Source organism: Haliea sp. E1-2-M8, from assembly GCF_030649675.1.
Classification (GTDB): domain Bacteria; phylum Pseudomonadota; class Gammaproteobacteria; order Pseudomonadales; family Halieaceae; genus Haliea.
Genome location: NZ_JAUTDR010000016.1, coordinates 61965 through 86717, shown reverse-complemented (window position 1 = coordinate 86717; position 24753 = coordinate 61965). Strand labels below are relative to the sequence as shown.

The following is a 24753-nucleotide window of genomic DNA, read 5'->3' as shown; positions in this document are numbered from 1 at the left end:
TCAGCGCCCGATCACGTCCACGCTGCGCTGCAGCAGGTCGACCAGCGCCTGGCCGTCACCGGCGTAATCGCCGCTGGGGATCAGCCGGTGCCCCGCCACCGCGGCCAGCACCGCCTGCAGATCTTCCGGCACCACGTGGCCGCGCCCGTCCATGAAGGCCCAGGTGCGGGCGCAGTCCAGCAGGGCCAGGGCCCCCCGCGGCGACAGGCCGACGGCGAATTCGCGACTCTGGCGGGTAAACGCCACCAGCCGCTGCAGGTAATCCAGCAGGGTATCCGTCACATGCACCTGCACCACCGCCGCGCGAAATTCGCTCAACTGCTCCGGCGTCACGCAGCGCCGCAGGGGCGCCGTGCTGAACTGGCCGGAATGCTTGCTGAGGAACATCTGCCGCTCCGCCTGTGGATCCGGGTAACCCAGCTGCAGTCGCATCAGGAAGCGGTCCAGCTGGCTCTCGGGCAGGGGGTAGGTGCCGGACTGGTGGATCGGGTTCTGGGTGGCAATCACGAAAAAGGGTTCCGGCAGGGGCCGGGTCTCGCCCTCGATAGTCACCTGGCCTTCCGCCATGGCCTCCAGCAGCGCGCTCTGGGTACGCGGGGTGGTGCGGTTGATTTCGTCGGCCAGCAGCACCTGGGTGAATATGGGGCCGGGGTGAAAGCTGAAGCTGGCCTCGTTGCGGTCGAACACCGAGACGCCGAGGATATCCGCCGGCAGCAGGTCACTGGTGAACTGGACCCGCTTGTAGGACAGCCCGAGCACTTCCGCGAGGGCGTGCGAGAGCGTGGTCTTGCCCATGCCCGGCAGGTCCTCGATCAGCAGGTGGCCGCGGGACAGCAGGCAGCACAGCGCCAGGCGCACCTGCGCTTCCTTGCCCAGCAGCACGGTGCCGACTTCCGCCACCGCGCCGTCAATTGCGCCCTGTATCTCCATGCCTGTACTCCTGAGGTTTGCTCAGCCTACGGCGTCCAGGCCGCGCTGCAGGTCCGCGCGCAGGTCCGCGACATCCTCCAGCCCGACCGCGACCCGGATCAGGCTGTCATTGATGCCCGCCTCCGCGCGCTGGGCCGGGGTCAGGCGGCCGTGGGTCGTCGTGCCCGGATGCACGATGGTGGTCTTGGCATCGCCGAGGTTGGCGGTCAGGGACATAATCCGGGTCGCGTCGATACAGCGCCAGGCCGCGTCGCGCCCGCCCTGGACCTCAAAGGACAGCACCCCGCCGAAGGCGCGCTGTTGGCGCGCGGCCAGGGCGTGGCCGGGGTGGTCCGCCAGGCCCGCGTAGTGGACTTTCTGCACCTGGGGCTGCTGTTGCAACCATTGCGCCAGCTCCAGCGCCGAGCGCGAATGGGCCTCCATGCGCAGGCGCAGGGTCTCCAGGCCCTTGAGGAAAACCCAGGCGTTGAAGGCACTCATGGTCGGCCCGCAGGTGCGCAGGAAGACCAGGATCTCGTTCATTAACGCCTGCGAGCCCACCACCGCGCCACCGACACAGCGGCCCTGGCCGTCCAGGTACTTGGTGGCGGAGTGGATGACTATATCGGCACCGAGTTCCAGCGGCCGCTGCAGCGCCGGGGTACAGAAACAGTTGTCCACCACCAGCAGGGCACCGCCGGCGTGGGCCAGGTCCGCCAGCTGGCGAATGTCGGCCACTTCGCACAGGGGGTTGGAGGGCGTCTCGAGGTACAGCAGCCTTGTTTCCGGGCGCATCGCCGCCTGCCACTGGTCCGGCGCCAGCAGCGGCACGAAATCGACCGTCACCCCGAACTTGGCCATATAGCGCGCAAACAGGCTGGTGGTGGTGCCGAAGACATCGCGGGAACAGATCACGTGGTCGCCGGCAGCGAGCAGCGCCATGCAGGTGCTGAGGATCGCCGCCATGCCCGAGGAGGTTCCCACCGCGGCCTCCCCGCCCTCCAGCGCCGCCAGCCGTTCCTCGAAGCTGCGCACGGTGGGGTTGGTGTAGCGCGAATAGACATTGCCGGGACTGTCGCCGGCGAAGCGCGCCGCGGCATCCGCCGCGGAATCAAAGACGTAGCTGGAGGTGGTGAAAATCGGCTCCGAATGTTCCCCTTCGGCAGTCCGGTGGATACCCGCGCGGATGGCGAGGGTGTCGAGCCTGGCGTCCGCCAGCGGATCATCGCTCTGGTCGCTGCTCATGGGGCCTCAGCTGGCGTCGTTGTGGATGCCGACCACCGTACCGTCGGCCAGCAACTGGGCGCGGCTCTGGGTCTGGGCATCGTCGTTGCGCAGGGCTTCGATGCGGTCGAGGTAGACCCGGTCAACATCCCCGGTGACATACTCGCCATTGAACACGGAGCAGTCAAAACCCGCGGTGTGGCTGTTGCCCGAGCGGGAACACTGCACCAGATCCTCGAGGTCCTGGAACACCAGCCAGTCGGCGCCGATAAGTTCGCAGACCTCGTCGACGCTGCGATTGTGGGCGATCAGCTCGCTGGCGGAGGGCATGTCGATGCCATATACGTTCGGATAGCGCACCGGCGGCGCGGCGGAGGCGAAATAGACCTTGACGGCGCCCGCATCCCGCGCCATCTGGATAATCTGGCGACAGGTGGTGCCGCGCACGATCGAGTCGTCCACCAGCATCACATTCTTGCCGTCGAACTCCAGCGGCACCGGGTTCAGTTTCTGGCGCACGGATTTCCTGCGCTGGTTCTGGCCCGGCATGATGAAGGTGCGGCCGATATAACGGTTTTTCATGAAGCCTTCGCGGAACTTGATGCCCAGGTCCGACGCCAGCGCCTGGCCCGCGATCCGGCTGGTATCGGGGATGGGTATCACCACGTCGATGTCGTGATCGGGGCGCAGGCGCAGAATCTTGCGGGCCAGGGCTTCACCCTGGCGCATCCGGGTCTTGTACACGGAAACGCCGTCCATCATCGAATCCGGGCGGGCAAAATAGACATGCTCGAAGATACAGGGGCTGAGCTGCGGGTTCTCGGCGCACTGACGCCGGTGCAGTTTGCCGCCGGCGTCGATGAACACCGCTTCACCGGGCGCGACATCGTCAATCAGGCGGAAGCCCAGGACATCGAGCGCCACGCTCTCGGAGGCGAGCATGTACTCGGTCCCCGCAGCCGTTGTGCGCTCTCCCACCACCAGCGGGCGGATGCCAAAGGGATCGCGGAAGCCGACTACGCCGTAGTCCACCACCAGCGCCACCGCGGCATAGCCGCCACTGCAGCGGCGGTGCACCGCGGTCACCGCCTGGAAGATATCATCGGCGGTGGGGCTCAACTTGCCCAGGGTCTGCAGCTCATGGGCGAAAATGTTGAGTAGCACCTCGGAGTCGGAATCGGTGTTGAGGTGGCGCAGGTCGTCCTGGAACAGCTCCTTGGCCAGCTGGTCGGAATTGGTCAGGTTGCCGTTGTGGGCCAGGGCAATGCCGTAGGGAGAGTTGACGTAGAACGGCTGCGCCAACGCCGGGCCGGAGCTGCCAGCGGTCGGGTAGCGGACATGCCCTATTCCCATCGGGCCTTTCAGGCGCTGCATGTGGTCCTGGCGAAATACGTCGCGCACCAGCCCCTCGCTCTTGCGCTGGTTAAAACGACCGCCGCGACAGGTCATGATGCCGGCAGCATCCTGGCCGCGGTGCTGCAGCACCGTCAGGGCATCATAAATATCCGGCCCCACATCGCCCTTGCCTACCATTCCCACCAGCCCGCACATCCAGTATCTACCTCGTTTTCAAGTCCTGATTGCCGACAGTCGGTCGGTATCCAGCTGCCCCAGCAGCTGCATTGCCCAATTCAGCAGGGCATCGATCTGGGGCATCAAATGGGCCTGGTAAAGCCAGACCTGGTCCCGTGGTGGCAGCAGCTCCCTGATCAGGAACACCAGCACCAGCACGATAATGACGCCGCGGGCACCGCCAAAAATGGTGCCCAGCAACCGGTCCAGGGTACCGAGACCGGTGGCTCTGACCATCTGTGCCACAAGCATGCTCACCAGCCCGGTAACCAGCAAAACGCCCACCAGGAGCAGCAGCCAGGCGGCGATGTAGCGCGCCGTGATATTGCTGATCAGCCCGCGCATGTGCGAGGCCAGTTCACCCGCGAACAGATAGGCGATGACGAACGCCGCTACCCACCCCAGCAGGGACAGGGCCTCGCGGGTAAAACCCCGCAGCAGGCTCAGCAGCGTGGACAGCGTCACGATCGCGACGATGACCCAGTCCACCCAGGTAAACGCATCCAGCATCAACATCCCTGCCCCGCCCCCTGGCTCCTGCACCCTGCGCGGCGCATTCTAACAGAGCGGCGGTGCTCACTGAAGGAAAGCCGGGGAATCATGGGGTCAGCGGCCCGCGCAGGGTGGCCCGCGCAGGGCGACCCCGCACCAGGGTGGCCCGCACTAGGGTAGATAGCGCTTGACCAGGGAGTTGACACCGAACTCGGCGTCAATATCTGACTGCAGCGCCTCCAACCTGGCACGCTCGAATTTGGGGCCGACGTTGACCCGGTACATGGCCCGGCCGTCGATCGTGACTGGCGCTACCCAGGCCTTCTCGCCCAGCGCTTGCAGGCGCTGGCGCAGTTCCTCGGCATTCTCGGCACTGCTGACGCTGGCGACCTGCAGCATCCACGCCACCGGTACGCCCTGGGCGTCAATGACTGGCTGTTCCGGCGCCTCCGTGCGGGTTTCCCCCGGCGCTGGCGGCGCGGCAACGACAGGCGTTTGCTCCGGTTCCGGTTGTGCTTCAGCGCCATCTGCGGGTACCGGTTCCGCGAACCCCCGGGAGTCCTCCTCCAAGCCCCCGTCGTCGGCAAACTCCTCCTCGTCGTATTCCAGCTCCGGTGATCCACGCAGACCGGCGGGATCGGGCGGCGCAATCGGTGTCGTGTCCACCTGTGGCCGCGGCGGGATACGCAGATCTTCCATACCGACATCCTGGTCGGGATCGACGAAAATAATGGGCCAGAAGATGACGCCCAGGGCAATCAGTATCAGTGCGCCGACCAGGCGCTGCTTGAGGATATCGTTCACCTGCTAGCCCTTCCCCTGTTCCTTTGCCAGCCAGCTCAGGGCTGCCGCCACCGTATGAAAGGACCCGAACACCACCAACCTGTCCCCGGGTGCCATGACGCTGCGGGCGCGAGCCAGGGCCTGCCGTAAATTCTTGCTGACGCTGATCATCTCCTGCCCCGCCTCCCGCAGCAAGGCCGCGATAGCGGCCGCGGAGGCGGCGCGGGCATTGCCCGGCTGGTCCGCAAGGAACCAGGCCGCGAAACGCTCGCCAGCGGCGTCGATCATTGCCTTGATGTCCTTGTCCGCCATGGCTGAGAATACGGCAATAGTCTTTCCATTACATGGGGTTATATCAATAAATTCAACCATCTTATCAACTGCTGAGGGATTGTGTGCGACATCCAGAATCAGCTCCAGGCCGGCCACGCTCAGGCGCTGCCTGCGCCCGGGGGGCCGCAAGGCCGGCACCACCTCCTCCAGCGCCGCATCGGTGGCGGGCAGGCCCAGCAATTCCAGCACCTGCAGCGCAGCGCAGAGGTTGGCTGGCAACAGCGACGGGTTCTCCAGGGCACGCAACTGCCGCCGCTCACCGGCGCTGGTCTGCAGCCAGCCGCGCCACTGCGCTTCCGCCGGCGCAAAACCGAAATCCCGCTGCAGCCACAGCGCCTCGGCTCCACTCGCCTTCACGGCCGCAAGCAGCCCCGGCGGTTCCGTCGCGGCAATGACGGCGGGGCGCCCCGCACGCAGGATGCCGGCCTTTTCGCGTGCGATCTGGTCCAGGCTGTCGCCCAGCCACTCCTGGTGATCCAGGGCAATGCTGGTAATGACCGCGATCGTCGGGTCGACAATATTGACCGCATCCAGACGCCCGCCGAGCCCGACTTCGAGGACGACTACCTCTACCGCGCGGGACCGGAACAGCAGCAGTGCCGCCAGGGTGGTGTATTCAAAGTAGCTGAGGGCAACCTCGCCGCGCGCCGCCTCGACCTCGTCCAGGGCAGCCACGATCTCGCTGTCAGCCGCCTCGTCCCCGTTGATCCGGATGCGTTCGTTGAAGCGCAGCAGATGGGGCGAAGTATAAACACCGGCGGCGACCCCGGCCCGGTGCAACAGGGCCTCGATTGTCGCCACCACCGAGCCCTTGCCGTTGGTGCCGGCCACTGTGACCACGGGCACCGACACCGGCAGCAGGCCGAGCGTGTTGGCGACCGCCGCGACGCGCTCCAGCCCCAGTTTTATCGGCTGCGGATACTGCGCCTCCAGACGTGCCAGCCAGGCGGCCAGCGCGGATTCAGTCATCCGGGTTGTCGGGACTGAACTCGACCGGCTCCTCTGGCTCCGCACTGCTGGTATCCTCGTCGCTCTCGTCGCTCTCGTCGACTTCCTGCACCACCAGTTCCTGCCCGGTGAATTTCGACAGCAGGCGGGCCAGCGTATCGCGCATGTCATTGCGGTGCACGATCATGTCGATTGCGCCATGCTCCAGCAGAAACTCGCTGCGCTGGAAGCCCTTGGGCAATTTCTGGCGGATGGTCTGTTCGATGATATTGGGCCCGGCAAATCCCGCGCGGGCATCGGGTTCGGCAACATTGATGTCCCCGAGCAGCGCCAGCGATGCGGACACGCCACCGTAGATCGGGTCGGTCATCACCGAAATATAGGGCACCCGGGCGACTTTCATGCGCTCAATGACGGCGCTGGTTTTGGCCATCTGCATCAGGGAGATCAGCGCCTCCTGCATGCGCGCCCCGCCGGAGGCGGAGAAACAGACCAAAGGAATGGATTCCTGCAGCGCCAGCTGGGCTGCCTGGGTGAATTTTTCCCCCACCGCATAGCCCATGGAGCCGCCGTGGAAAGCAAACTCGAAGGCGACACAGACTACCGGCATGCCCTGCAGGTTGCCCCGCATCGCCACCAGTGCGTCTTTTTCACCAGTGGATTTCTGCGCGGCAGAGATACGGTCGCGATAGCGCTTCTTGTCGCGGAATTTGAGGCGGTCGACCGGTTCGATGTGAGCCAGGATTTCCTCGCGACCTTCCTCGTCCAGGAATATGGCCAGGCGTCGGCGAGCGCCGATACGCATATGGTGATCGCACTTGGGGCAGACGTCGTCGTTGCGCTCGACATCCGGCCGGTACAGCACCGCGTCGCATTTGACACACTTCTTCCACAGACCTTCGGGTACGCTGGAGCGCCGCTCGCCCTCCTCCTTGCGCACTCCGGAAGGCAGTATTTTGTCGATCCAACTCATGGCATCCCCCGTTTGGTGACACCATTATAAACGTGCGCGGCGGCAACTAGTACCCTGCCTCCCAAATATCGACGCATCCTGCGGCAGGTTACCGGGAAGCGATGCTGTCCAATCCCGCGCGTATCTCCGCCACCAGCGCTGATGCGGCCCGGACAAGGCCCTCATGATCTACGCCCTCGCTGGCTGCGCGAGCAACACAAGCCACCAGCGCACTGCCCACCACCACGCCGTCGGCACTGGCGCCGACCAGGCGGGCAGACGCGGCGTCCTTGATCCCGAAACCCACCGCCAGCGGCAGTGTGGTGTGCTCACGGATTAGCGCCAGATGCCGGGCCACGTCGGCGGCGTCGAGGTTGCCGGCACCGGTCACACCCTTGAGCGCCACGTAGTAGATAAACCCGCTGGCCTGGTCGACGATGGCCTTGATCCGTGCCGAGGGCGTGGTCGGAGCCACCAGGAAGATGTTGTCCATGCCCACCCGGTGCAGCTCGGCGTTGACCCCGGCCACTTCTTCCGGCGGGATGTCCACGGTCAGCAGGCCGTCCACACCGGCCTCTGCGGCGCGGTCGGCAAATACGCCGTAGCCCATGTGTTCTACCGGGTTGGCGTAGCCCATCAGCAGCACGGGCGTGTCCGCATCCCGCTCGCGGAAGGTCTGCACCATGTCCAGGGCATCGCGCAGGCGCGCGCCGTTGGCCAACGCCCGCTCGTGCGCTTTCTGGATGACCGGCCCTTCGGACATCGGGTCGGAGAACGGTACTCCCAGCTCAATGATATCCGCGCCGGCCGCCACCAGCGCATGCATCAGCGGCACCGTCAGTGCCATCTCCGGGTCACCGGCCACGATATAGGGAATCAGCGCCTTGCGACCCTGGGCTGCCAACTGCTGGAAACGTCCAGCTATTTTGCTCACTGCTGCCTACTCCTTAAAAATCAGTGCCGTCGATGTCGGCAACCGTGTGGATGTCCTTGTCGCCGCGGCCCGAGAGGTTGATGATGATGTGCTGCTCCGGGGTCATGGTCGCGGCCAGTTTCTCCGCGTAGGCGAGCGCATGGGCGCTCTCCAGGGCCGGCATGATGCCCTCGGTGCGGGTCAGGTCGTGGAAGGCACGTAGCGCTTCGTCATCGTTGATGGTGACGTAGTTGACCCGGCCGATATCCTTGAGCCAGGAATGTTCGGGGCCGACCCCCGGGTAGTCCAGGCCCGCCGACACCGAGTGAGTGTGCATGATCTGGCCGTCCTCGTCCTGCATCAGGTAGGTGCGGTTGCCATGTAATATGCCCGGCGTGCCCGCGCTGAGCGGCGCGGCGTGTTCGCCGCTGGCGACGCCGTGGCCGCCGGCCTCGACGCCGTACATGGCGACGGCCTCATCCTCGAGGAAGGGGTGGAACAGGCCGATAGCGTTGGAGCCGCCGCCAACACAGGCCACCAGGGCATCGGGCAGGCGCCCGGTGCGGGCCAGGGACTGGGCCCGGGCCTCGCGTCCGATCACGCACTGGAAGTCGCGCACCAGCATCGGGTACGGGTGCGGGCCAGCCACGGTGCCGATAACGTAGAAGGTGTCGTCGACGTTGGTGACCCAGTCGCGCATGGCCTCGTTCATCGCATCCTTCAGGGTGCGCGAGCCGGAGGTGACCGGTACCACGGTGGCGCCCAGCAGTTTCATCCGGTATACGTTGAGCGCCTGGCGGCGCACATCTTCCTCGCCCATGAAGACATGGCACTCAAGACCCAGGCGGGCGGCGATGGTGGCAGTGGCGACCCCGTGCTGCCCGGCGCCGGTCTCTGCAATCACCCGCCGCTTGCCCATGTGCTTGGCCAGCAGGGCCTGCCCTACGGTGTTGTTTACCTTGTGCGCGCCGGTGTGGTTGAGATCCTCGCGCTTGAGGTAGATGCGGGCGCCGCCGACGCGGTCGGACCAGCGGCGGGCCTCGTACAGGGGTGAGGGGCGCCCGACATAGTGGGCGAGATCCTCGTCCAGTTCGCGCTGGAACTCCGCGTCCTGCGACAGTTTCCGGTACAGTGCTTCCAGCTCCGAGAGTGCGGACATCAGGGTCTCGGCGACAAACTTGCCGCCGTAGACGCCAAAGCGACCCTCAGCGTCGGGCACTGACGCAAATATCCTGCTGGTCATTTCCGTGGTCATGGTGTGTGCTCCCCTGTGTGAGTTCAGCTGCGCACTGCAGCGACAAAGCGCTTCATCTTGCCCGCATCCTTGATCCCCGGCGCACTCTCGACACCGCCGCTGACGTCGACCGCGGCGGGACTGACAGCGGCAATGGCGGCGGCGACATTGTGCTCGTCGAGCCCGCCCGCCAGCACCAGCGGGCGCGGCAAATCTGCGGGAATGTCCGCCCAGTCAAAGGGCTGGCCGGTGCCGCCCGGAACGCCGGGTTGCCAGCTGTCCAGCAGCAGGCCCCGGGCGCTGGAATAGCCGCCGGCAAGTACGCCGATATCGACGCCTGGACGCATCCGCAGGGCCTTCAAATATGGGCGCTGGAACTGGCTGCAGAACGCCGGCGTCTCGGCGCCGTGGAACTGAATACAGTCTACGGATACGCACTCGAGAGTGCGCTGGATTGTTACCGCCGTCTCATCGACAAACAGGGCCACAATCGCGACAAAGGGTGGCACCGCCGCCACGATATTCCGCGCCTGCTGCGGAGTGACACAGCGCGAGCTGGGCCCATAAAACACCAGGCCCAGGGCATCCGCGCCCGCCTCGCAGGCCGCCTGGGCATCGGCACTGCTGGTAATACCGCAAATCTTGACAAGGGTTCGTGACACGGATGGTAGCTACTGGCTTGCTGAAGGGCGGGGATGATAGCAGAACACGGGGGGCAGTGTCTTCAGCTCCCCAGCAGCAGAGGCCCGGGCGGCGTGAGTGGCAGGGCAAAGCGGGCTGGGTAGACTACATCCACCAGGTACAGGCCTTCGGCTGGCGCGGTTTCGGCGGCCCGGGTGCGGTCCTGCCCGCCCAACAGCTCTCCTATCCAGGCCGGCTCCCTGCTGCCGGTGCCGACCGCCATCAGGCTACCGGCAATGTTGCGCACCATGTGATGCAGAAACGCATTGGCCTGAATATCGATCACCACCAGATCCCCGCGCCGGCTAACCTCGCAGCGGGTGACGCAGCGGTATGGCGTGCTGGATTGGCAGGCGGCGGCGCGAAAGGCACTGAAATCCCGCTCTCCGAGCAGGAACTGGGCCGCGGCGTGCATGCGCCCGGCATCCAGCGGCTGGCGCTGCCAACTGAGTTGTCTGCCGAGCAGGGCCGGACGGATAGCGGTATTGGCAATCAGGTAGCGGTAACGCCGGGCCTGAGCCGAGAACCGCGCATGAAAATCCGCGGGCACCGGCTGCGCCCAGTGCACCCTGATGTCCGCGGGCAGCCGGCTGTTGCTGCCGATAACCCAGGCCTTGCAGCTGCGCGCCGTGGGCGCATCGAAATGAATCACCTGGGCATGGCCGTGGACGCCGCTGTCGGTGCGGCCCGCGCAGTGCACGCGCAGGGGCTCCGCAGCGATCCCTGTCAGCGCGGCTTCGAGGGTTTGTTGTACTGTGCGGGAACCGGGGTGGGGCTGGGCTTGCCAGCCATTGTAGGCGCTGCCGTCGTATTCGATACGGCAGGCAATGCGGGTGCCGGGGGGCAGCGGATCGGTTGCGAAGATCCGCCATTCACTCTGCTCAGCCAAGTCTGTCGAGCAGCTCTCGCGCGTCGCGCTGTTGCTCGTCGCTGCCTTCGGCCACGACCTCATCGAGAATCTGGCGGGCGCCATCGTCGTCGCCCATGTCAATATAGGCGCGGGCCAGATCCAGCTTGGTGGACAGCGGGTCGCCATCGTCGGCGAAGACGAAATCGTCCTCGCTGCTGTCACCGCGAGCGCGCTCCCGGTCGTATTCCGCCGACACATCCAGTTCCTCGACCGGGCTGTCCTCGATCTCCAGGCCGAGAAATTCCGGCTGGTCGTCGATCGACGGCACCAATTCATCGCGGCTGTCTGCAGAGCCGGGAGCGCCCAGATCCGCAAGCTCGCTGCCAAGGTCCTCCTCTCTGACCGACGCCGTTTCGGGCTCCGCTTCGGGTGCCGTTGCAGTTGCCGTTTCAGGCTCCGGCTCGGCCGCCGGCGCCGCAGTATCTTCTACATAGGCGTTGCCGGCTGCAAAGCTGCTGGTGATGATGGCTTCCGCCCTGGCGATGGCGTCCCTGTCGCCGGAGCGCTTGAGTTCTGTAAGCTGGGATTCCGCTTCACTGCGATCACCGGTATCTGCGGCCAGTTCCAGCAGCTTCAGCCGGTAGGCGGTATTGTCGGGCTCGGAGCGCAGCGCCTTGCGCAACAGATCACTGGCCTGGGTGTAGCGACCATAGGCGATGTAGATATCCGCCTCCGCCAGGGCGTCGCCCGCCTCGACATCCGAGGCATACTGGTCGTGCTTGCGTTCGCCATAGCCCCGCTGCCCGGTGGCGGCCGGCTCGGGAGCATCTTCAACGGGAGCGGGCGCGGGCGTGGCGGCGACGAGGCCCGCTCCGCCAACGACAGCCGCAGAGCTGTCATCTTCGTCCAGATCCAGCTCCGAGTCCTGCAACTGGATGTCGGCAAATGCATCCCGCTCCGGCTGCTCGTGCGCAGCGGGGGTTGCCGCAAAGCTGCCGCTGGCGCCCTCATCATCCTCGTCTGCCTGGCGCCGGCGCCAGAACAGCAGCCCGAGGATAGCCGCCAGCAGCACGCCAGCAATGACATAGAGCCAGCTACCGAAGCCGTTGGCGGCAGGCGCGGGCGCCGGAGCGGACGCCGCAGCGGGTTCGGGTGCTGCCGCGGGCTCAGGTGCGGGAGCTGCGGCGGACTGTGCGGCGGGGACGCTGTCGGCTGTCTCCTCGGCGGCGCCCGGATCCGCGTTCGCAGGCGAGCTCGGTTCAGGGGGTGCGACCGCGCTTCCTTCCGCTGCCGCGAGCGACTGCTGCAGGGAGGCGATCTGCGCATCTTTCAATTCGACCACCCGCTCCAGGGTCTCGAGGCGCTCGGCCAGAGCAGCAAGCCGCTGACCCAGGTCGTCGCGTTCGCGTTCGGAGCGCTGCAATTCATCCTGCGTGGCTGCGTCGACAGAGGACGACTGCCCGGGCGCGGGCGTCACCTGTTCCGGTTCGGTTTGCTCCCCGGACGAGATGCGCAGGGCCGGACCGGGTGCCGCCGGGGCGGATGCGCGCCCTGCCCGCCAGTCTTCATTCTGCTGCCGCACCGCGGCCAGCGCTGCCTCGACATCCGCCTCGCTGATATCGCCGGACGCCGGCAGATAGATGATGAACCCCGCCTTGATCCGATTGATGTTGCCATCGATAAAGGCGTCAGGGTTCAGGCGCTGGATTTCCAGCATCGTCTGCTGCACGGAGACGCCTTCAACCCGGGCGCTCTGGGCAATCGTCCACAGGGTTTCGTCGCGGCGGATCATGTAGCGGGCGCCGGGCGCGGGATCGGAATCGGTGCCGGCATTGAACCCGCGCTGGGGCATGGCGCCCGACGCCAGGTCGGACTCGCGCATGCTCACCCGGGTGCCGGAGCCATCGACCTCAGTTTCGGTTTTTTTTTCCGCTGCGTCGGCGTCTGCGCTGCCTTCCGTGGCCGCCACCCGCTCCGTTGCGGAGACTACCGGGTTGCGTGTGTCAAAAGCGGGTGGATCCACCAGCACGGTGTAATTGCGCAGCAGGCGCCCTGAGGGCCAGCGCGCTTCCACGATAAAATCCAGATAGGGTTCCAGCACCGGGTCGTCGGAGGTGAGAACAATCACGCCGCGGCCGCTGCCATCGATGTCGACTTCGAACTTGATGCCGGTAAGAAAGTAGGCGCGATCCACCCCGAGCCGGTCGAAATCCTCGGCGGCACCAAGCCGGACACGAATCTGGTCTTCGTGCAGGTTGCCGATATCCAGCAGGCTTACGCGCGCTTGCAATGGTTCGTTGAGGAAGGATTCCAGGGTCAGTTCGCCAAGGCCGAGGGCCCACGCCGACCCCGCTTGCAGACAACCCAGGGATACCAGTGCTGCTGCCAAACGTTTTCTACGAGCCATAAATACGCCTTGTTATCCTTCCCCTGGCAGTACTCAAGCCGGTCTCCCGATGGTGCCAGCCCCTATATAATGCTTTTGAAGATACCGGAAGTATGTTTTAACGCAAGTTTTTAATCAAGATAAGTACTGATCAGGGCCTCGGCAATTTGCACACTGTTCAGGGCCGCACCCTTGCGTACATTGTCGGACACCACCCACAGGTTGAGGCCCCGCGGATGCGAGATATCCTCGCGGATGCGGCCGACAAAAACCGGGTCGCTGCCGGCGCCATCCGTTGCCGGTGTCGGGTAGCCGCCATCGGCGTGCTCATCCATCACGGTGATACCGGGGAAGGCGGCGAGCAGCTTGCGCGCCTCGGCGGCGGAAATTTTGTCGGTGGTTTCGATATGCAGGGCCTCGGAGTGACCGAAGAACACCGGCACGCGAACGCAGGTAGGATTGACCTGGACACTGCCGTCACCGAGAATTTTCTGTGTTTCCCAGATCATTTTCATTTCTTCCCGGGTGTAGCCGTTGTCCTGGAAGGTGTCGATATGGGGCAACACGTTGAAAGCAATCTGCTTGGGGTAGACCTCGCACTCGATTTCCTGGCCGTTCAGCAGGCGCGCAGTCTGCCCGGCGAGTTCTTCAATAGCTTCCTTGCCGGTGCCCGAAACCGCCTGGTAAGTGCAGACGTTGATACGCTCGATTCCCACCGCGTCGTAGATCGGCTTCAGCGCCACCAGCATCTGGATGGTGGAACAATTGGGGTTGGCGATGATGTTGCGGGTGGTATAGCCCGCCAGCGCCTCCAGGTTGACTTCGGGCACCACCAGCGGGATGTCTTCATCGCGGCGGAAGTGGGAAGTGTTGTCGATCACCACGCAGCCTGCGGCCGCGGCCTTGGGCGCAAACTCCTCGGAAATACTGCCACCCGCCGAGAACAGGCCGATCTGCACCTGGCTGAAGTCAAAGTCGGCGAGATCCGTCACCTTCACCTGCTTGCCGCGGAAGGTAATGGATTTGCCCGCGGAGCGGGCACTGGCCAGCGGAAAGAGTTTGCCGACCGGAAAGTTGCGTTCCTCGAGAATGGTCATCATGGTTTCACCGACTGCGCCGGTGGCGCCGACAACGGCGACATCATAAAGCTTGCTCATAAATACCTCTGTATTCTCAATTGAATGATCAGGCCTGCAGGGCGGCGACCACCGCCGCGCCCATCTCCCGGGTAGAGACCAGGGTAGTGCCGTCGCCGTGGATGTCCGCCGTGCGCAGCCCCTGATCGAGCACCGCGCTAACTGCCGCCTCAATCGCCGCCGCGGCTTCCGGCGCGGCCAGGGTGTAGCGCAACATCATCGCCACGGAGAGAATGGTCGCCAGCGGATTGGCCACACCCTGCCCCGCGATATCCGGCGCCGAACCGTGGCAGGGCTCATACATGCCGCGGCCGTTCTTGTCCAGGGACGCTGAGGGTAACATACCGATGGAACCGGTGAGCATGGCGGCTGCGTCCGAGAGTATGTCACCAAACATGTTGCCGGTGACCAGAACATCGAACTGCTTCGGCGCCCGCACCAGTTGCATGGCGGCATTGTCCACGTACATGTGGCTCAGCGCCACGTCCGGATACTCCTTGCCCACCTCCTCCATCACCTCGCGCCAGAGCACGGTGACCTCAAGCACGTTGCTCTTGTCCACCGAGCAGACGCGGTGGCCGCGCTGGCGGGCAAGCTGGAACGCGAGATGGCCGATCCTGCGGATTTCCGATTCGCTGTAGACGTAGGTATTGAAGCCCTGCCGCTCGCCGTTATCCAGCGTGCGGATACCGCGCGGTTCACCGAAGTAGATGCCGCCGGTCAACTCGCGCACGATCAGGATATCCAGCCCGGAGACGATCTCCGGCTTGAGGCTGGAAGCCGCGGCCAGCTGCGGGTAGAGAATGGCGGGACGCAGGTTGCCGAACAGTTCCAGCGCCGAGCGCAGGCCCAGCAGCCCCCGCTCCGGGCGCAGGTGGCGTTCGACATTGTCCCACTTCGGCCCACCCACCGCGCCGAGCAGGATGGCGTCCGCCGCCCGCGCGCTGGCCAGAGTCTCCTCCGGCAACGGCACACCGTGCGCGTCAATGGCGGCGCCACCGAGCAGACCGAGCTCAAGCTCCAGGTCGAGCGCAAACCTGCGGTTGACCGTTTCCAGCACGGTGACGGCTTCGGTCATGATTTCCGGGCCGATGTAGTCGCCCGGCAACACCAGAATTTTTTTGCTCATCTCAACGTTGCTCCCGCCCGATGACATCGAACAACCAGGGCGAACTCTGCCGCCAGCGCTGCTCAAAGTCGCGAATGGCGCCGGCGCTTTCCAGGGTGACCCCGATATCATCCAGACCCTGCAGCAGGCAGTGCTTGCGCGCGGTGTCCACTTCGAAACGCAGGGTCTCGCCTGTTGGCGTCTGTACCTGCTGCCGCTCCAGGTCCACCTTGAGCTGGTAGCCCTCCTCCGCATACAGCGCTGCGAACAGTTGCTCCACCTGCTCCGCCGGCAGAACCACCGGCAGGATGCCGTTCTTGAAACAGTTATTGTAGAAAATGTCGGCGAAGCTGGGGGCGATAATACAGCGAAAACCGTAGTCTTCCAGCGCCCAGGGGGCGTGCTCACGGCTGGAACCGCAGCCGAAATTTTCCCGCGCCAGCAGGATCGACGCCCCCCGGTAGCGGGCGTGATTGAGCGGGAAATCCGGGTTCAGCGGCCGCTGGCTGTTGTCCCGGCCGGGCTGACCTTCGTCGAGATAGCGCATCTCGTCGAACAGATTGGGGCCGAAGCCGCTGCGCTTGATCGATTTCAGGAACTGCTTGGGAATGATCATGTCGGTGTCGACATTGGCCCGGTCCATGGGCGCCACCCGCCCTTCGAGCACGGTAAAACTTTTCATGCGTCGGTCTCCTGCAGGCTGCGTACATCGACAAAATGGCCGGCGATCGCCGCCGCCGCGGCCATCGCCGGACTCACCAGGTGGGTGCGCCCGCCAATGCCCTGGCGCCCCTCGAAATTGCGATTGGAGGTGGAGGCGCAGTGTTCGCCGGCTCCGAGCTTGTCGGCATTCATCGCCAGGCACATGGAGCAGCCGGGCTCGCGCCACTCCATGCCCGCGTCGAGGAATATCCGGTCCAGACCCTCGGCCTCGGCCATGGCCTTGACCTGGCCGGAGCCCGGCACCACCAGCGCCTGTTTGATAGTCGGCGCCACGCGCTTGCCCTGCACCACCGCCGCGGCGGCGCGCAGATCCTCGATCCGGCTGTTGGTGCAGGAGCCGATAAATACCCGGTCCAGGTGGATGTCGGTAATCGCCGTGCCCGGCTGCAGACCCATGTACTCCAGTGCCCGGCGGGCGCCTTCCCGGCGCGAGGGGTTCTCGATCTGTGCCGGGTCCGGCAGGACGCCATCGACGGGCAGCACCATTTCCGGCGAAGTACCCCAGGTCACCTGCGGCTGGATGGCCTCGCCCTGCAGGGTAACGACCTTGTCGAACTGCGCATCGGCGTCACTGTGCAGGTCGGACCAGGCGGCCACGGCCTCCTCCCAGAGCTCGCCTCGGGGAGAATAAGTGCGCCCGCGGACGTAGTCCAGGGTGGTGGCATCAACCGCGATCATGCCCATGCGGGCGCCGGCTTCGATCGACATGTTGCACAGGGTCATGCGCCCTTCCATGCTCATGGCGCGCACCACGTCGCCGCCAAATTCAATGGCGTAGCCGGTGCCACCGGCGGTGCCGATCTGGCCGATTATAGCCAGGGCCACATCCTTGGCAGTGACCCCCGGCTGCAGCTTGCCGTCCACCCGCACCAGCATGTTTTTCATTTTCTGCTGCACCAGACACTGGGTGGCCAGCACATGTTCGACCTCGGAGGTGCCGATACCGTGAGCCAGGGCACCCAGGGCGCCGTGGGTCGAGGTATGGGAGTCACCGCAGACCACGGTCATGCCGGGCAGGGTGGCGCCCTGCTCCGGGCCCACCACATGCACGATGCCCTGGCGCAGGTCGTTGATCGGGATCTCGGTGATATCGAAGGCGAGGCAGTTGTCGTCCAGGGTCTGCACCTGCAGGCGCGATATCTCATCGACGATGCCGGCGACGCCGCCGGCGCGCTCCGCGGCGGAGGTCGGCACATTGTGGTCCGGTACCGCCAGGTTGGCGTCCAGGCGCCAGGGCCTGCGCCCCGCCAGCCGCAATCCCTCGAAGGCCTGGGGCGAGGTCACCTCGTGAATGAGGTGGCGATCGATATAGATCAGGGCGGAACCGTCGTCCCGCTGTTCTACCAGATGGTTGCGCCAGAGTTTGTCGTAAAGTGTCAGCCCGGCCATGGGAGCCCTCGCCTGCCAGTAATTTCAAGGAGTTGATAATAAGCTTGACCCACAGATAACTCAAATCTATTATTTTTATCCAATTTATTACCATAGGTTATTCGACTTGGATATCCATAACCTGCAGGCCTTTCTGCTGGTGGCCGAGGAAGGCTCGTTCTCCGTGGCCGCCGAGCGCCTGCACCTGTCCCAGCCCGCGGTCAGCAAACGCATCGCCCTGCTGGAGCAGGGGCTGGGCTGCGAGTTGTTCGACCGCATCGGCCGCCACATCGGGCTCACCGAAGCCGGCCACGCCCTGCTGCCCCACGCCAAGGCTATCGTACAACAGCTGTTTACCGCGGAGCAGGCGGTGCGGGATCTGTCCGGGGAGGTCGCCGGCCAGCTGCGCCTGGCCACCAGCCACCACATCGGCCTGCACCGGCTGCCCCCGGTACTGAGCGCATTCAGCAAGGCCTATCCAGCGGCCAATATCGATATCGACTTCATGGACTCGGAACAGGCCTACGAGCTGATCATGCAGAGCCGTTCGGAACTGGCTGTGGTGACCCTGGCGCCGGTGGCGGACGACAGCATGATCACCCGGCCGGTGTGGCGCGATCCGTTGGTCTTCATGGTAGCTGCGGACCATCCCCTGGCCGCCAGCCGAGATTGCGGTCTGGCAGACCTCGCCGCTCACCCCGCGATCCTGCCCGGGCTGAATACCTACACCGGCCAGATCGTCAAGCGCCTGTTTGCCGAACACCGGCTTGCCCTGCAGGTGTCCATGGCGACGAATTACCTGGAAACCATCCGCATGATGGCTTCGGTGGGCCTGGGCTGGACGGTGCTGCCGCGAACCATGCTCGACCCGGGCCTGGTGGCCCTGCCGGTCACCGGTATCGCGATCGGGCGTACCCTGGGGCTGGTCTATCACCGCAGCCGCAGCCTGTCGCGGGCGGCGCAGGCCTTCGTGGCGGTGCTGGAGGGCTTCGCCGACGCCGCAGCCGGCTGAGACCTACTCCCCGGACAGCAGGCCGGCCTCGGGCGGTGGCTGACGCCAGATCCCGTCGTGGTCCGGCAGGTAGAAGGTGCCGTTAAAACGCGCCACCACGCCTTCGGGGCCATTGATGACCCCGCTGCTGAAGCCGAAACGCCGCTTGACGCTGACCTGCAGCACATCCGCCTGCAGCCAGTCACCCTCGCGTCCGGCGCTGATGAAATCCAGCGCCAGGTTGATGGTGGGACTGCCCGCCACCCGCCCCGCCGCCTGGTTCACCCCGGTGGCCGCTGCGATGTCCGCCAGCGTGGTCAGCACGCCGCCGTGGCAGATCCCCATGATGTTGCAGTGCTGCTTCTGCACCAGCAGACCGAAACTGACACCGTCAGCACCTGTTCTGCGAAAACTCGGCTGCAGGGTGTCGGTAAAGCCCAGCCCGGTGGACAGTGGCTCGAAACCCTGCGGGACCCCCGGCGGCAACGTCATGTTCACCTCTTCATCGCTGCTAAAAAATCCCCATTTCCAGGCCAGTGGCAAAGGCCTCGCCCATTTCTGCCGCCTGCCGGCGGTGCTCCGTGGTCACTTCACCGCGGCAGATCACCGGTTCCAGCGCGGGTGTCAGAGGGTAGCCCGAGAGAATGCGCCGGGCCTGCTCGCGGGCACCGCGGCCGTCGTTGCCGGCGCTGAGCAGCAGCCCGTAGGGCAGAACCCGACCCGATTCCCCCACCGGGTAAAAGGTGCGATCGAGGAAATCCTTGATCCCACCGCTCAGGCTGCCGGAGTTTTCCGCGCCCACCAGCACCAACCCATCCGCCGCCAGCAGATCGGCGCTGCCGGCGTCCCAGGCCCGCAACAGCCGGACCTCCACCTCCGCCACGCTGGCGGCCGCGCTGAAGCAGGCCTGTGCCAGTTGCGCGCTGGCACCGCTCTGACTGTGATAGACAATCAGCAGCGAGCGCACGGAAGCCCCTTCATCAGATCCGGCCCCACACGCTGCTTATCCACAGATCTGCCTGTGGATAACTACGTGGATAGCTTGCCAGGAAAGCGTGCCCGACACCGTTGAGGGTGGCAGCCACAACCTGCAATCCGCCAAGAATACGAAATTTATTTACCATTTATTTCATGATGTTATAGACGATTCCTAAAACATTACTTAAACCCCGGCTCCACCTCAAAACACACCTCAATGAGTGTCAATAATTGTGGACAGTGTTTTCCCGGGAGGTTTGCAGCCACTTACCTGCGGGACCAGGGACTGTCGTGTCGCAGCGGCGCGGTGGGAGCGACCAGCCGCCAGCACTGGTGAATCCGGCTGTTGCGCTGAAAGTCCGGATCCAGGGTGCTGCGAGTAATATCCTCGCACTGGAAGTCCGACGCCAGCGCCGGGTCCAGGCGAAAGCCCCGGCGGTTGTTGGAAAAGTACAGCACCCCGCCGGGACGCAAGACCGCCATCGCCGCCCGCACCAGGGCCGGGTGATCCCGCTGCACATCGAAGGACTCCGCCAGCTTGCGGGAATTGGAAAACGACGGCGGGTCCAGCAGGATCAGGTCGAAGTGGCGCCCGCAGGCCTGGAGCCAGGCCATGCAATCCGCACGTTCCAGCAGGTTGCGGGTTTCGTCCAGACCGTTGTGGGCCAGGTTCTTGCGCAGCCAGCCGAGGTAGGTATTGGAGAGGTCCACGCTGGTGGTGCTGCGGGCGCCACCCAGCGCGGCGTGTACCGTTGCCGCGCCGGTATAACAGAAAAGATTGAGGAAATCCTTGCGCTCGGCCTCCCGCTCCAGGCGCAAACGCAGCGGACGATGATCCAGGAACAGGCCGGTATCCAGGTAGTCGCGCAGGTTGACCAGCAGTTTTGCCTTGCCCTCGCGCACCGAGAGCAATTCACCGCTGCTGTCCTGCTTGCCGTATTGCTCGTCCCCTCGCTGTCGCTGGCGAACCTTGTACACGATGTGTTCCGGCGCCACGTCGAGGGCGGCGGGCAGCGCCGCCTGCACTTCGGCCAGGCGCGCGGCAGCCGCCGCGGGGTCCACATCCCTGGGCGCCTGATATTCGGCCACGTGCACCTGGTCCCCGTAGACGTCTACCGCTACCGCGTATTCCGGCATGTCGGCATCGTACAGCCGGTAGCACTCGATGCCCTCGCGCTTGACCCAGCTGGTCAGCCGGCGCCGGTTCTTGCGCAGCCGGTTGGCGAACATCTGCGCCCCGTCCGAGAGTTCTGCGAGGGGGGTTGCCACAACCGCAGGCCCGGCTGTCGGCAGCTTGTCGCTGAGGCGGTTGGCGCCCAGGTCAAACAACAGCAGGCTGGATTCCAGCGCGCCATTCCATAGCTTGTACTGCTTGTGGCTGCGCAGGCCGGTGGCGCGCCCCAGTTCCCTGTCGGCGGTGAAAATGGCCGCCTGCCAGCCGGGGAATTCCCGCAGCATGGTCTCCCCCAACTGCCGGTACAGGTACTGCAGGCTGTCCTTGTCCCCGAGGCGCTCACCATAGGGCGGGTTGCAGACCAGCAGGCCCATGGGCAGCGGCAGGTGGGTCGGCCGGGTCAGCTCCGCCAGCGGCTTGCAGCTCACCCGCACCACGGCCTCCAGGCCAGCGCTGGCGATATTTTCCTGGGCCCGGTGCACAACTTTCGGGTCCGCATCGTAGCCGCGGATTTCCGGCAGTCGCGCCTGCTTGCCCCGCTCGGCGCGGCCGCGGGCATCGCTCAGCAGGGCCTGCCACTGGGGTGCACTGTGGCCCTGCCAGCGCTCGAAACCGAAACGCGGCCGGGCCAGCCCGGGAGCGATATCCGCCGCCATCATCGCGCCTTCCAGCAGCAGGGTCGCGGAGCCACACATCGGGTCGATCAGGGCGCCGCCCCGGGCCGCCATGCCGGGCCAGTCCGCCCGCAGCAAAATGGCCGCGGCCAGGTTCTCCTTCAGCGGCGCCGCCCCCGCCTGCAGGCGGTAGTTGCGCCGGTGCAGGCTGCCTCCGGAGATGTCCAGGGCCAGCAGGATGCCGTGACGGGACAAGCGCACGTTAAAGCGCAGGTCCGGGTCGGCCCGGTCCACCGAGGGCCGCTCGCCGCCGTGCTGCACGAACCAGTCGACAACGGCATCCTTGCAGCGCTGGGCACCGAACTGGGTGTTGCGGATATGGGTATTTTCACCGCTGAAATCGATACTGAAGGTCTGCTCCGGAGACATGATCCCGGCCCAGTCCACCCGCATCAGGCCGGCGTACAGGGCATCGGCATCCTGGGCCTCGAACTTTGCCAGCGGCAGCAACACGCGGTTGGCCAGGCGCGACCACAGGCAGGCCCGATAACCCATGGCCAGCGGACCATCGAAGTAGACCCCGGCGACGGTTTCCCGCCCGCCGCTGGCGCCCAGCGCCAGCAGCTCCGCCAGCAGCAGGCCCTCGATCCCCTTGGGACAGGTGGCAAACCACTGCCGGGAAGCGCTGGCGGGCAGGTTCGCGGGGGCCGGGCCTTGTTCGGGGGAACTGCTCATGCCGGCTATCCTGGTGGGCATCGGAACGGGCGCCCAGTGTACCGGAAAGTCGACCTAACTGCGCTTGCGCGGCGCCCGTTTGCGCGGCCGGGCGGCCGCCTGCTTGCGCGCCGGAGCGCGCTGCGGGGAGTTGGCGAGCTTTTCCTTCAGCATCACATCCAGCACCAGTTGTCCAGCGCTGTCGATGTAGCTGATGAAACGCTCGTGTTCGTCATCACTGAGGGTGCGCAGTTCGTCGTGCTGCCGATAGAGGTTGACAAAGCGGCGCTCGCGCTCGTACTGCCGCGGCAGGGTCATCACGCCCCACTGCTCCAGAACCTGTTCCAGCTGGGGATTGTAGGTGCGCAGGAACTTGATCAAGAACGGTACCGGATCGTTTCGAGCCAGCAGGCTGGCGCTGCGCAACACCAGTTCCAGGGGCATGATTTTTTCCCCGCTCTCGACATCTTCCAGCACTGACTTGTCGGAGACGCCGAGGCTGTCCGACAGGTCGTTGAGGGACAGGCCCGCGGTCTCGCGGGCATCGCGCAGGAAGTGACCGGCGTCGGCCATTGCCTCCAGACGCTCCGGCTCGAAGCTGTTGAGCAGGGTATTGCGCAGCCAGCCCTCGCCGAACATGGCGGTCATGGTGGCGGTATTGCGGGCAATTTCCAGCGTGCCCCCGGCCACCTGACCGCTGAAACGCATCAGGCCCGCCAGCAGGCTCTCGGTGTCATTGCCCTGATTTCTTTTCTCCGCCATGGCTACAGCTTAGCTGAACATCCGCCAGTTGCCGAGGATCCGCAGGTGCTCGCCCGGGTGCGCGGGAGGCGTCACTCCAGCCCCGACTCCAGTCTGAAGATCTCCCGCAGAATGCCCCGCCACTCATCGTACTGGTTTTCCAGGCTGCCGTTCAGGCGATACACGCTGCCGCTGACCTCGAGCACGGTCGGCAGCACCTCGTTGTTGAAGCCCCGCGCCAGGTCTTCCAGGTCCTGCTGCTGGATCTTGCTCCACTTGAAGGCGTTGTAGGTCTGCTCCATGGCGGCGTAGGTGCCGCGGGCACCGGCGCGGTCGCGCTGGGCCAGCCGGCGTCGGTAGTCTTCCCGGTACAGGGCTTGCTCGCGGCCGAATTGCCGCCACAGATTGTAGGTGGGCTGCATGGTCTGATAGAGGTCGACGTACTGCTCATCGACGGTATCGATAAAGCGAAATTCCTGGCCGCGAATAAGCTCCACCCGGGCCAGCATCGGGTCGTTGGCCGCCGGCAGGCGCAGCAGCTGGTGGCGCCCCGCCGCGTCCTTATGCACAAAACCGCCAAAGTATTCCGGCGCCAGGTCCGCCGCCTGCCGCAGCAGCGCGATCTCGGGCAACTGCTGCACCTCCGCGGCCGGCAGGCTGCGATAAGTCTGCAGCAGATCATTGGCCACCTGGCGGTAGAGATCGATAAACGGATCACTGGCGCTCACCACCGGGTAATCAGCGCCCTGGGCCTCGTCGGCATAGACCCGATCGAGCCAGACCCGGCCACTGGCGTCCTCGGCCCGGATCTGCAGCACCAGGAAGCGGCCGTCGGAGTGCAGGATCTGGCCTTCCAGCTGCAGGACTGCGGCCGGTTGCGGCTCGGGCAGCACGCGCACCGCGCCCCAGGCGTTGCTGGCCTGCAGGACCTGGCGCAAGCGCACCGGCAGGTAGCGCGCCTCGGCTTTGCGAATATCCGGAAAGATCCCCTGCCGACTGAGCCCCGCGGTCTGCTCCGGGATGCCCGGGTCAAAGCTCACCAGCGCCAGGTCCAGTGCCGGCTGGGGCGGCTGCGGCAAAACCTCCAGGGTGACAGCGCCCACCGAGGGCGGCCAGGCCTGCACCGCCGGCGGCAGCGGCTGGGTGCCTTGCGGCGCAGAAGTACTGCCGCAGCCCGCGAGCAGCAGCAACACGCCGAGGTACAGGCAGGGGATCAGGGCGTTTCGGTGGTACACACTTTGCCTCGGGTCAGGGTCTGCTCGCAGGAGAAGCCGTGGGCCTCGGGGTCCATCCGGCGGTAGACCCGGTTCAGGGTAAACGGGTAGGAGACCCGGTCGGAGCTGACCGTGGTGGCGATATTGAGCATTTCGCCGTCGGGTCCCAGGGTCAGGCGGTGGCGGATGGAGAGACCTTCCGGCAGGGCCAGCACAAACATGAGCTGGTGCCCGTCCCAGCCGCAGAATTCACTCCCCAGCGGGGTTTCGACTACCGTGGGGCGGCCGTCGTGGAAGTCGCAGTCGAGGGCGAAATCCCCCTCCCTGCGCACCCGGATCTGGTTCGTGTCCTGTTCGATATCCAGCAGTTGCGACTTGGTCACCAGATCCGCCATCTGCGCCAAACCGATGACGGAGGCCCCGCTGTCGGTACCCGGGCCGCCCAGCATCAGCGCGGCACCGGGACCGCGCAGCTCACCGCCGGCGGCCTGGGCGCGGCGCTCGGCCTCACGCTGCAGTTCCCGCACCAGACCGTTCAGGCGTACCTGGATGTTGTCGCTCTGGCCGTAGTCCAGGGCCCAGCTGCCGCTGAAGTCCACCCCGGTGCGGGAGGCGACAGGCAGGCGCTGCTCCTGGCTGCCGCACGCGGCGAGCACCAGGATCAGGAGGGCGGGCAAGGCTTTGGCGGAAGGTTTCATCGGCGGCCAGTGTAACC

At 65.5% G+C, this 24753-nt stretch carries 23 protein-coding genes; 1 reads left to right on the top strand and 22 read right to left on the bottom strand.

Features of this window, described 5'->3' with window-relative positions:
- The 16 genes from Q6D67_RS14370 to leuC form a co-directional block, all read right to left on the bottom strand.
- Complete coding sequence (locus tag Q6D67_RS14370; protein WP_304706355.1) at positions 1 to 930, bottom strand: MoxR family ATPase; 930 nt, start codon at positions 928 to 930, stop codon at positions 1 to 3.
- A 21-nt stretch (positions 931 to 951) separates the two neighbouring features.
- The gene (locus tag Q6D67_RS14365) at positions 952 to 2154 is read right to left on the bottom strand and encodes an O-succinylhomoserine sulfhydrylase (protein WP_304706354.1); all 1203 of its coding nucleotides are present in this window, start codon (positions 2152 to 2154) and stop codon (positions 952 to 954) included.
- Positions 2155 to 2160: 6 nt separating this feature from the next.
- Positions 2161 to 3684, bottom strand: a complete 1524-nt coding sequence (gene purF / locus Q6D67_RS14360; protein ID WP_304706353.1) for an amidophosphoribosyltransferase — start codon at positions 3682 to 3684, stop codon at positions 2161 to 2163.
- Between the two features lie 18 nt (positions 3685 to 3702).
- Positions 3703 to 4221 (bottom strand): CvpA family protein, encoded by a 519-nt coding sequence (locus tag Q6D67_RS14355; RefSeq protein ID WP_304706352.1) that lies wholly within the window; start codon positions 4219 to 4221, stop codon positions 3703 to 3705.
- Between the two features lie 147 nt (positions 4222 to 4368).
- Positions 4369 to 5001 carry an SPOR domain-containing protein gene (locus Q6D67_RS14350; protein ID WP_304706351.1) on the bottom strand — a complete coding sequence of 211 codons (633 nt, stop codon included), beginning with the start codon at positions 4999 to 5001 and terminating at the stop codon, positions 4369 to 4371.
- A gap of 3 nt (positions 5002 to 5004) precedes the next feature.
- Complete coding sequence (locus Q6D67_RS14345) at positions 5005 to 6282, bottom strand: folylpolyglutamate synthase/dihydrofolate synthase family protein (protein WP_304706350.1); 1278 nt, start codon at positions 6280 to 6282, stop codon at positions 5005 to 5007.
- Positions 6275 to 7234, bottom strand: a complete 960-nt coding sequence (gene accD / locus Q6D67_RS14340) for an acetyl-CoA carboxylase, carboxyltransferase subunit beta (protein WP_304706349.1) — start codon at positions 7232 to 7234, stop codon at positions 6275 to 6277. The genes Q6D67_RS14345 and accD overlap by 8 nt, the downstream gene beginning before the upstream one ends.
- 88 nt (positions 7235 to 7322) lie before the next feature.
- Positions 7323 to 8147, bottom strand: coding sequence for a tryptophan synthase subunit alpha (trpA, locus tag Q6D67_RS14335; protein ID WP_304706348.1), 825 nt, complete (start codon positions 8145 to 8147; stop codon positions 7323 to 7325).
- A gap of 13 nt (positions 8148 to 8160) precedes the next feature.
- Positions 8161 to 9381 (bottom strand): tryptophan synthase subunit beta, encoded by a 1221-nt coding sequence (gene trpB / locus Q6D67_RS14330; RefSeq protein WP_370551969.1) that lies wholly within the window; start codon positions 9379 to 9381, stop codon positions 8161 to 8163.
- Between the two features lie 23 nt (positions 9382 to 9404).
- Entirely contained in the window at positions 9405 to 10022 is a 618-nt protein-coding gene (locus Q6D67_RS14325) for a phosphoribosylanthranilate isomerase (RefSeq protein ID WP_304706347.1), read from the bottom strand.
- Between the two features lie 62 nt (positions 10023 to 10084).
- Positions 10085 to 10930 (bottom strand): tRNA pseudouridine(38-40) synthase TruA, encoded by an 846-nt coding sequence (gene truA, locus Q6D67_RS14320; protein WP_304706346.1) that lies wholly within the window; start codon positions 10928 to 10930, stop codon positions 10085 to 10087.
- Positions 10923 to 13298 carry a FimV/HubP family polar landmark protein gene (locus Q6D67_RS14315; protein WP_304706345.1) on the bottom strand — a complete coding sequence of 792 codons (2376 nt, stop codon included), beginning with the start codon at positions 13296 to 13298 and terminating at the stop codon, positions 10923 to 10925. Before Q6D67_RS14315 ends, truA begins: the two co-directional genes overlap by 8 nt.
- Positions 13299 to 13408: 110 nt before the next feature.
- Positions 13409 to 14434 carry an aspartate-semialdehyde dehydrogenase gene (locus tag Q6D67_RS14310; protein WP_304706344.1) on the bottom strand — a complete coding sequence of 342 codons (1026 nt, stop codon included), beginning with the start codon at positions 14432 to 14434 and terminating at the stop codon, positions 13409 to 13411.
- 28 nt (positions 14435 to 14462) lie between these two features.
- Positions 14463 to 15542 carry a 3-isopropylmalate dehydrogenase gene (gene leuB / locus Q6D67_RS14305; protein WP_304706343.1) on the bottom strand — a complete coding sequence of 360 codons (1080 nt, stop codon included), beginning with the start codon at positions 15540 to 15542 and terminating at the stop codon, positions 14463 to 14465.
- Position 15543: 1 nt separating this feature from the next.
- Entirely contained in the window at positions 15544 to 16203 is a 660-nt protein-coding gene (gene leuD, locus Q6D67_RS14300; RefSeq protein ID WP_304706342.1) for a 3-isopropylmalate dehydratase small subunit, read from the bottom strand.
- Entirely contained in the window at positions 16200 to 17633 is a 1434-nt protein-coding gene (gene leuC, locus Q6D67_RS14295) for a 3-isopropylmalate dehydratase large subunit (protein ID WP_304706341.1), read from the bottom strand. The genes leuD and leuC overlap by 4 nt, the downstream gene beginning before the upstream one ends.
- Before the next feature lie 106 nt (positions 17634 to 17739).
- On the opposite strand from leuC, the gene Q6D67_RS14290 reads away from it, so the two are divergent.
- Entirely contained in the window at positions 17740 to 18624 is an 885-nt protein-coding gene (locus Q6D67_RS14290; protein ID WP_304706340.1) for a LysR family transcriptional regulator, read from the top strand.
- A 3-nt stretch (positions 18625 to 18627) separates the two neighbouring features.
- Here Q6D67_RS14290 and Q6D67_RS14285 read toward each other — a convergent pair whose 3' ends face one another.
- From Q6D67_RS14285 to Q6D67_RS14260, 6 genes are all read right to left on the bottom strand, one after another.
- Positions 18628 to 19095, bottom strand: coding sequence for a PaaI family thioesterase (locus Q6D67_RS14285; RefSeq protein WP_304706339.1), 468 nt, complete (start codon positions 19093 to 19095; stop codon positions 18628 to 18630).
- Positions 19096 to 19114: 19 nt separating this feature from the next.
- Positions 19115 to 19570, bottom strand: coding sequence for a flavodoxin (locus Q6D67_RS14280; RefSeq protein ID WP_304706338.1), 456 nt, complete (start codon positions 19568 to 19570; stop codon positions 19115 to 19117).
- 278 nt (positions 19571 to 19848) lie between these two features.
- Complete coding sequence (gene rlmKL / locus Q6D67_RS14275; protein WP_304706337.1) at positions 19849 to 22104, bottom strand: bifunctional 23S rRNA (guanine(2069)-N(7))-methyltransferase RlmK/23S rRNA (guanine(2445)-N(2))-methyltransferase RlmL; 2256 nt, start codon at positions 22102 to 22104, stop codon at positions 19849 to 19851.
- Positions 22105 to 22158: 54 nt separating this feature from the next.
- A complete protein-coding gene (locus Q6D67_RS14270) occupies positions 22159 to 22845 on the bottom strand; it encodes a RodZ family helix-turn-helix domain-containing protein (RefSeq protein ID WP_304706336.1) in 687 nt (228 codons plus the stop codon).
- A 71-nt stretch (positions 22846 to 22916) separates the two neighbouring features.
- The gene (locus tag Q6D67_RS14265) at positions 22917 to 24059 is read right to left on the bottom strand and encodes a hypothetical protein (RefSeq protein ID WP_304706335.1); all 1143 of its coding nucleotides are present in this window, start codon (positions 24057 to 24059) and stop codon (positions 22917 to 22919) included.
- Positions 24038 to 24736 carry a hypothetical protein gene (locus tag Q6D67_RS14260; protein ID WP_304706334.1) on the bottom strand — a complete coding sequence of 233 codons (699 nt, stop codon included), beginning with the start codon at positions 24734 to 24736 and terminating at the stop codon, positions 24038 to 24040. The genes Q6D67_RS14265 and Q6D67_RS14260 overlap by 22 nt, the downstream gene beginning before the upstream one ends.
- Positions 24737 to 24753 lie beyond the last annotated feature (17 nt).

Bases quoted from the DNA above. Each gene is read 5' to 3' on its own strand.
- Q6D67_RS14370 (WP_304706355.1), bottom strand. From the start codon at position 930: ATGGAGATACAGGGCGCAATTGACGGCGCGGTGGCGGAAGTCGGCACC.
- Q6D67_RS14365 (WP_304706354.1), bottom strand. From the start codon at position 2,154: ATGAGCAGCGACCAGAGCGATGATCCGCTGGCGGACGCCAGGCTCGAC.
- purF (WP_304706353.1), bottom strand. From the start codon at position 3,684: ATGTGCGGGCTGGTGGGAATGGTAGGCAAGGGCGATGTGGGGCCGGAT.
- Q6D67_RS14355 (WP_304706352.1), bottom strand. From the start codon at position 4,221: ATGTTGATGCTGGATGCGTTTACCTGGGTGGACTGGGTCATCGTCGCG.
- Q6D67_RS14345 (WP_304706350.1), bottom strand. From the start codon at position 6,282: ATGACTGAATCCGCGCTGGCCGCCTGGCTGGCACGTCTGGAGGCGCAG.
- accD (WP_304706349.1), bottom strand. From the start codon at position 7,234: ATGAGTTGGATCGACAAAATACTGCCTTCCGGAGTGCGCAAGGAGGAG.
- trpB (WP_370551969.1), bottom strand. From the start codon at position 9,381: ATGACCACGGAAATGACCAGCAGGATATTTGCGTCAGTGCCCGACGCT.
- Q6D67_RS14315 (WP_304706345.1), bottom strand. From the start codon at position 13,298: ATGGCTCGTAGAAAACGTTTGGCAGCAGCACTGGTATCCCTGGGTTGT.
- Q6D67_RS14310 (WP_304706344.1), bottom strand. From the start codon at position 14,434: ATGAGCAAGCTTTATGATGTCGCCGTTGTCGGCGCCACCGGCGCAGTC.
- leuB (WP_304706343.1), bottom strand. From the start codon at position 15,542: ATGAGCAAAAAAATTCTGGTGTTGCCGGGCGACTACATCGGCCCGGAA.
- leuD (WP_304706342.1), bottom strand. From the start codon at position 16,203: ATGAAAAGTTTTACCGTGCTCGAAGGGCGGGTGGCGCCCATGGACCGG.
- leuC (WP_304706341.1), bottom strand. From the start codon at position 17,633: ATGGCCGGGCTGACACTTTACGACAAACTCTGGCGCAACCATCTGGTA.
- Q6D67_RS14285 (WP_304706339.1), bottom strand. From the start codon at position 19,095: ATGACGTTGCCGCCGGGGGTCCCGCAGGGTTTCGAGCCACTGTCCACC.
- rlmKL (WP_304706337.1), bottom strand. From the start codon at position 22,104: ATGAGCAGTTCCCCCGAACAAGGCCCGGCCCCCGCGAACCTGCCCGCC.
- Q6D67_RS14270 (WP_304706336.1), bottom strand. From the start codon at position 22,845: ATGGCGGAGAAAAGAAATCAGGGCAATGACACCGAGAGCCTGCTGGCG.
- Q6D67_RS14260 (WP_304706334.1), bottom strand. From the start codon at position 24,736: ATGAAACCTTCCGCCAAAGCCTTGCCCGCCCTCCTGATCCTGGTGCTC.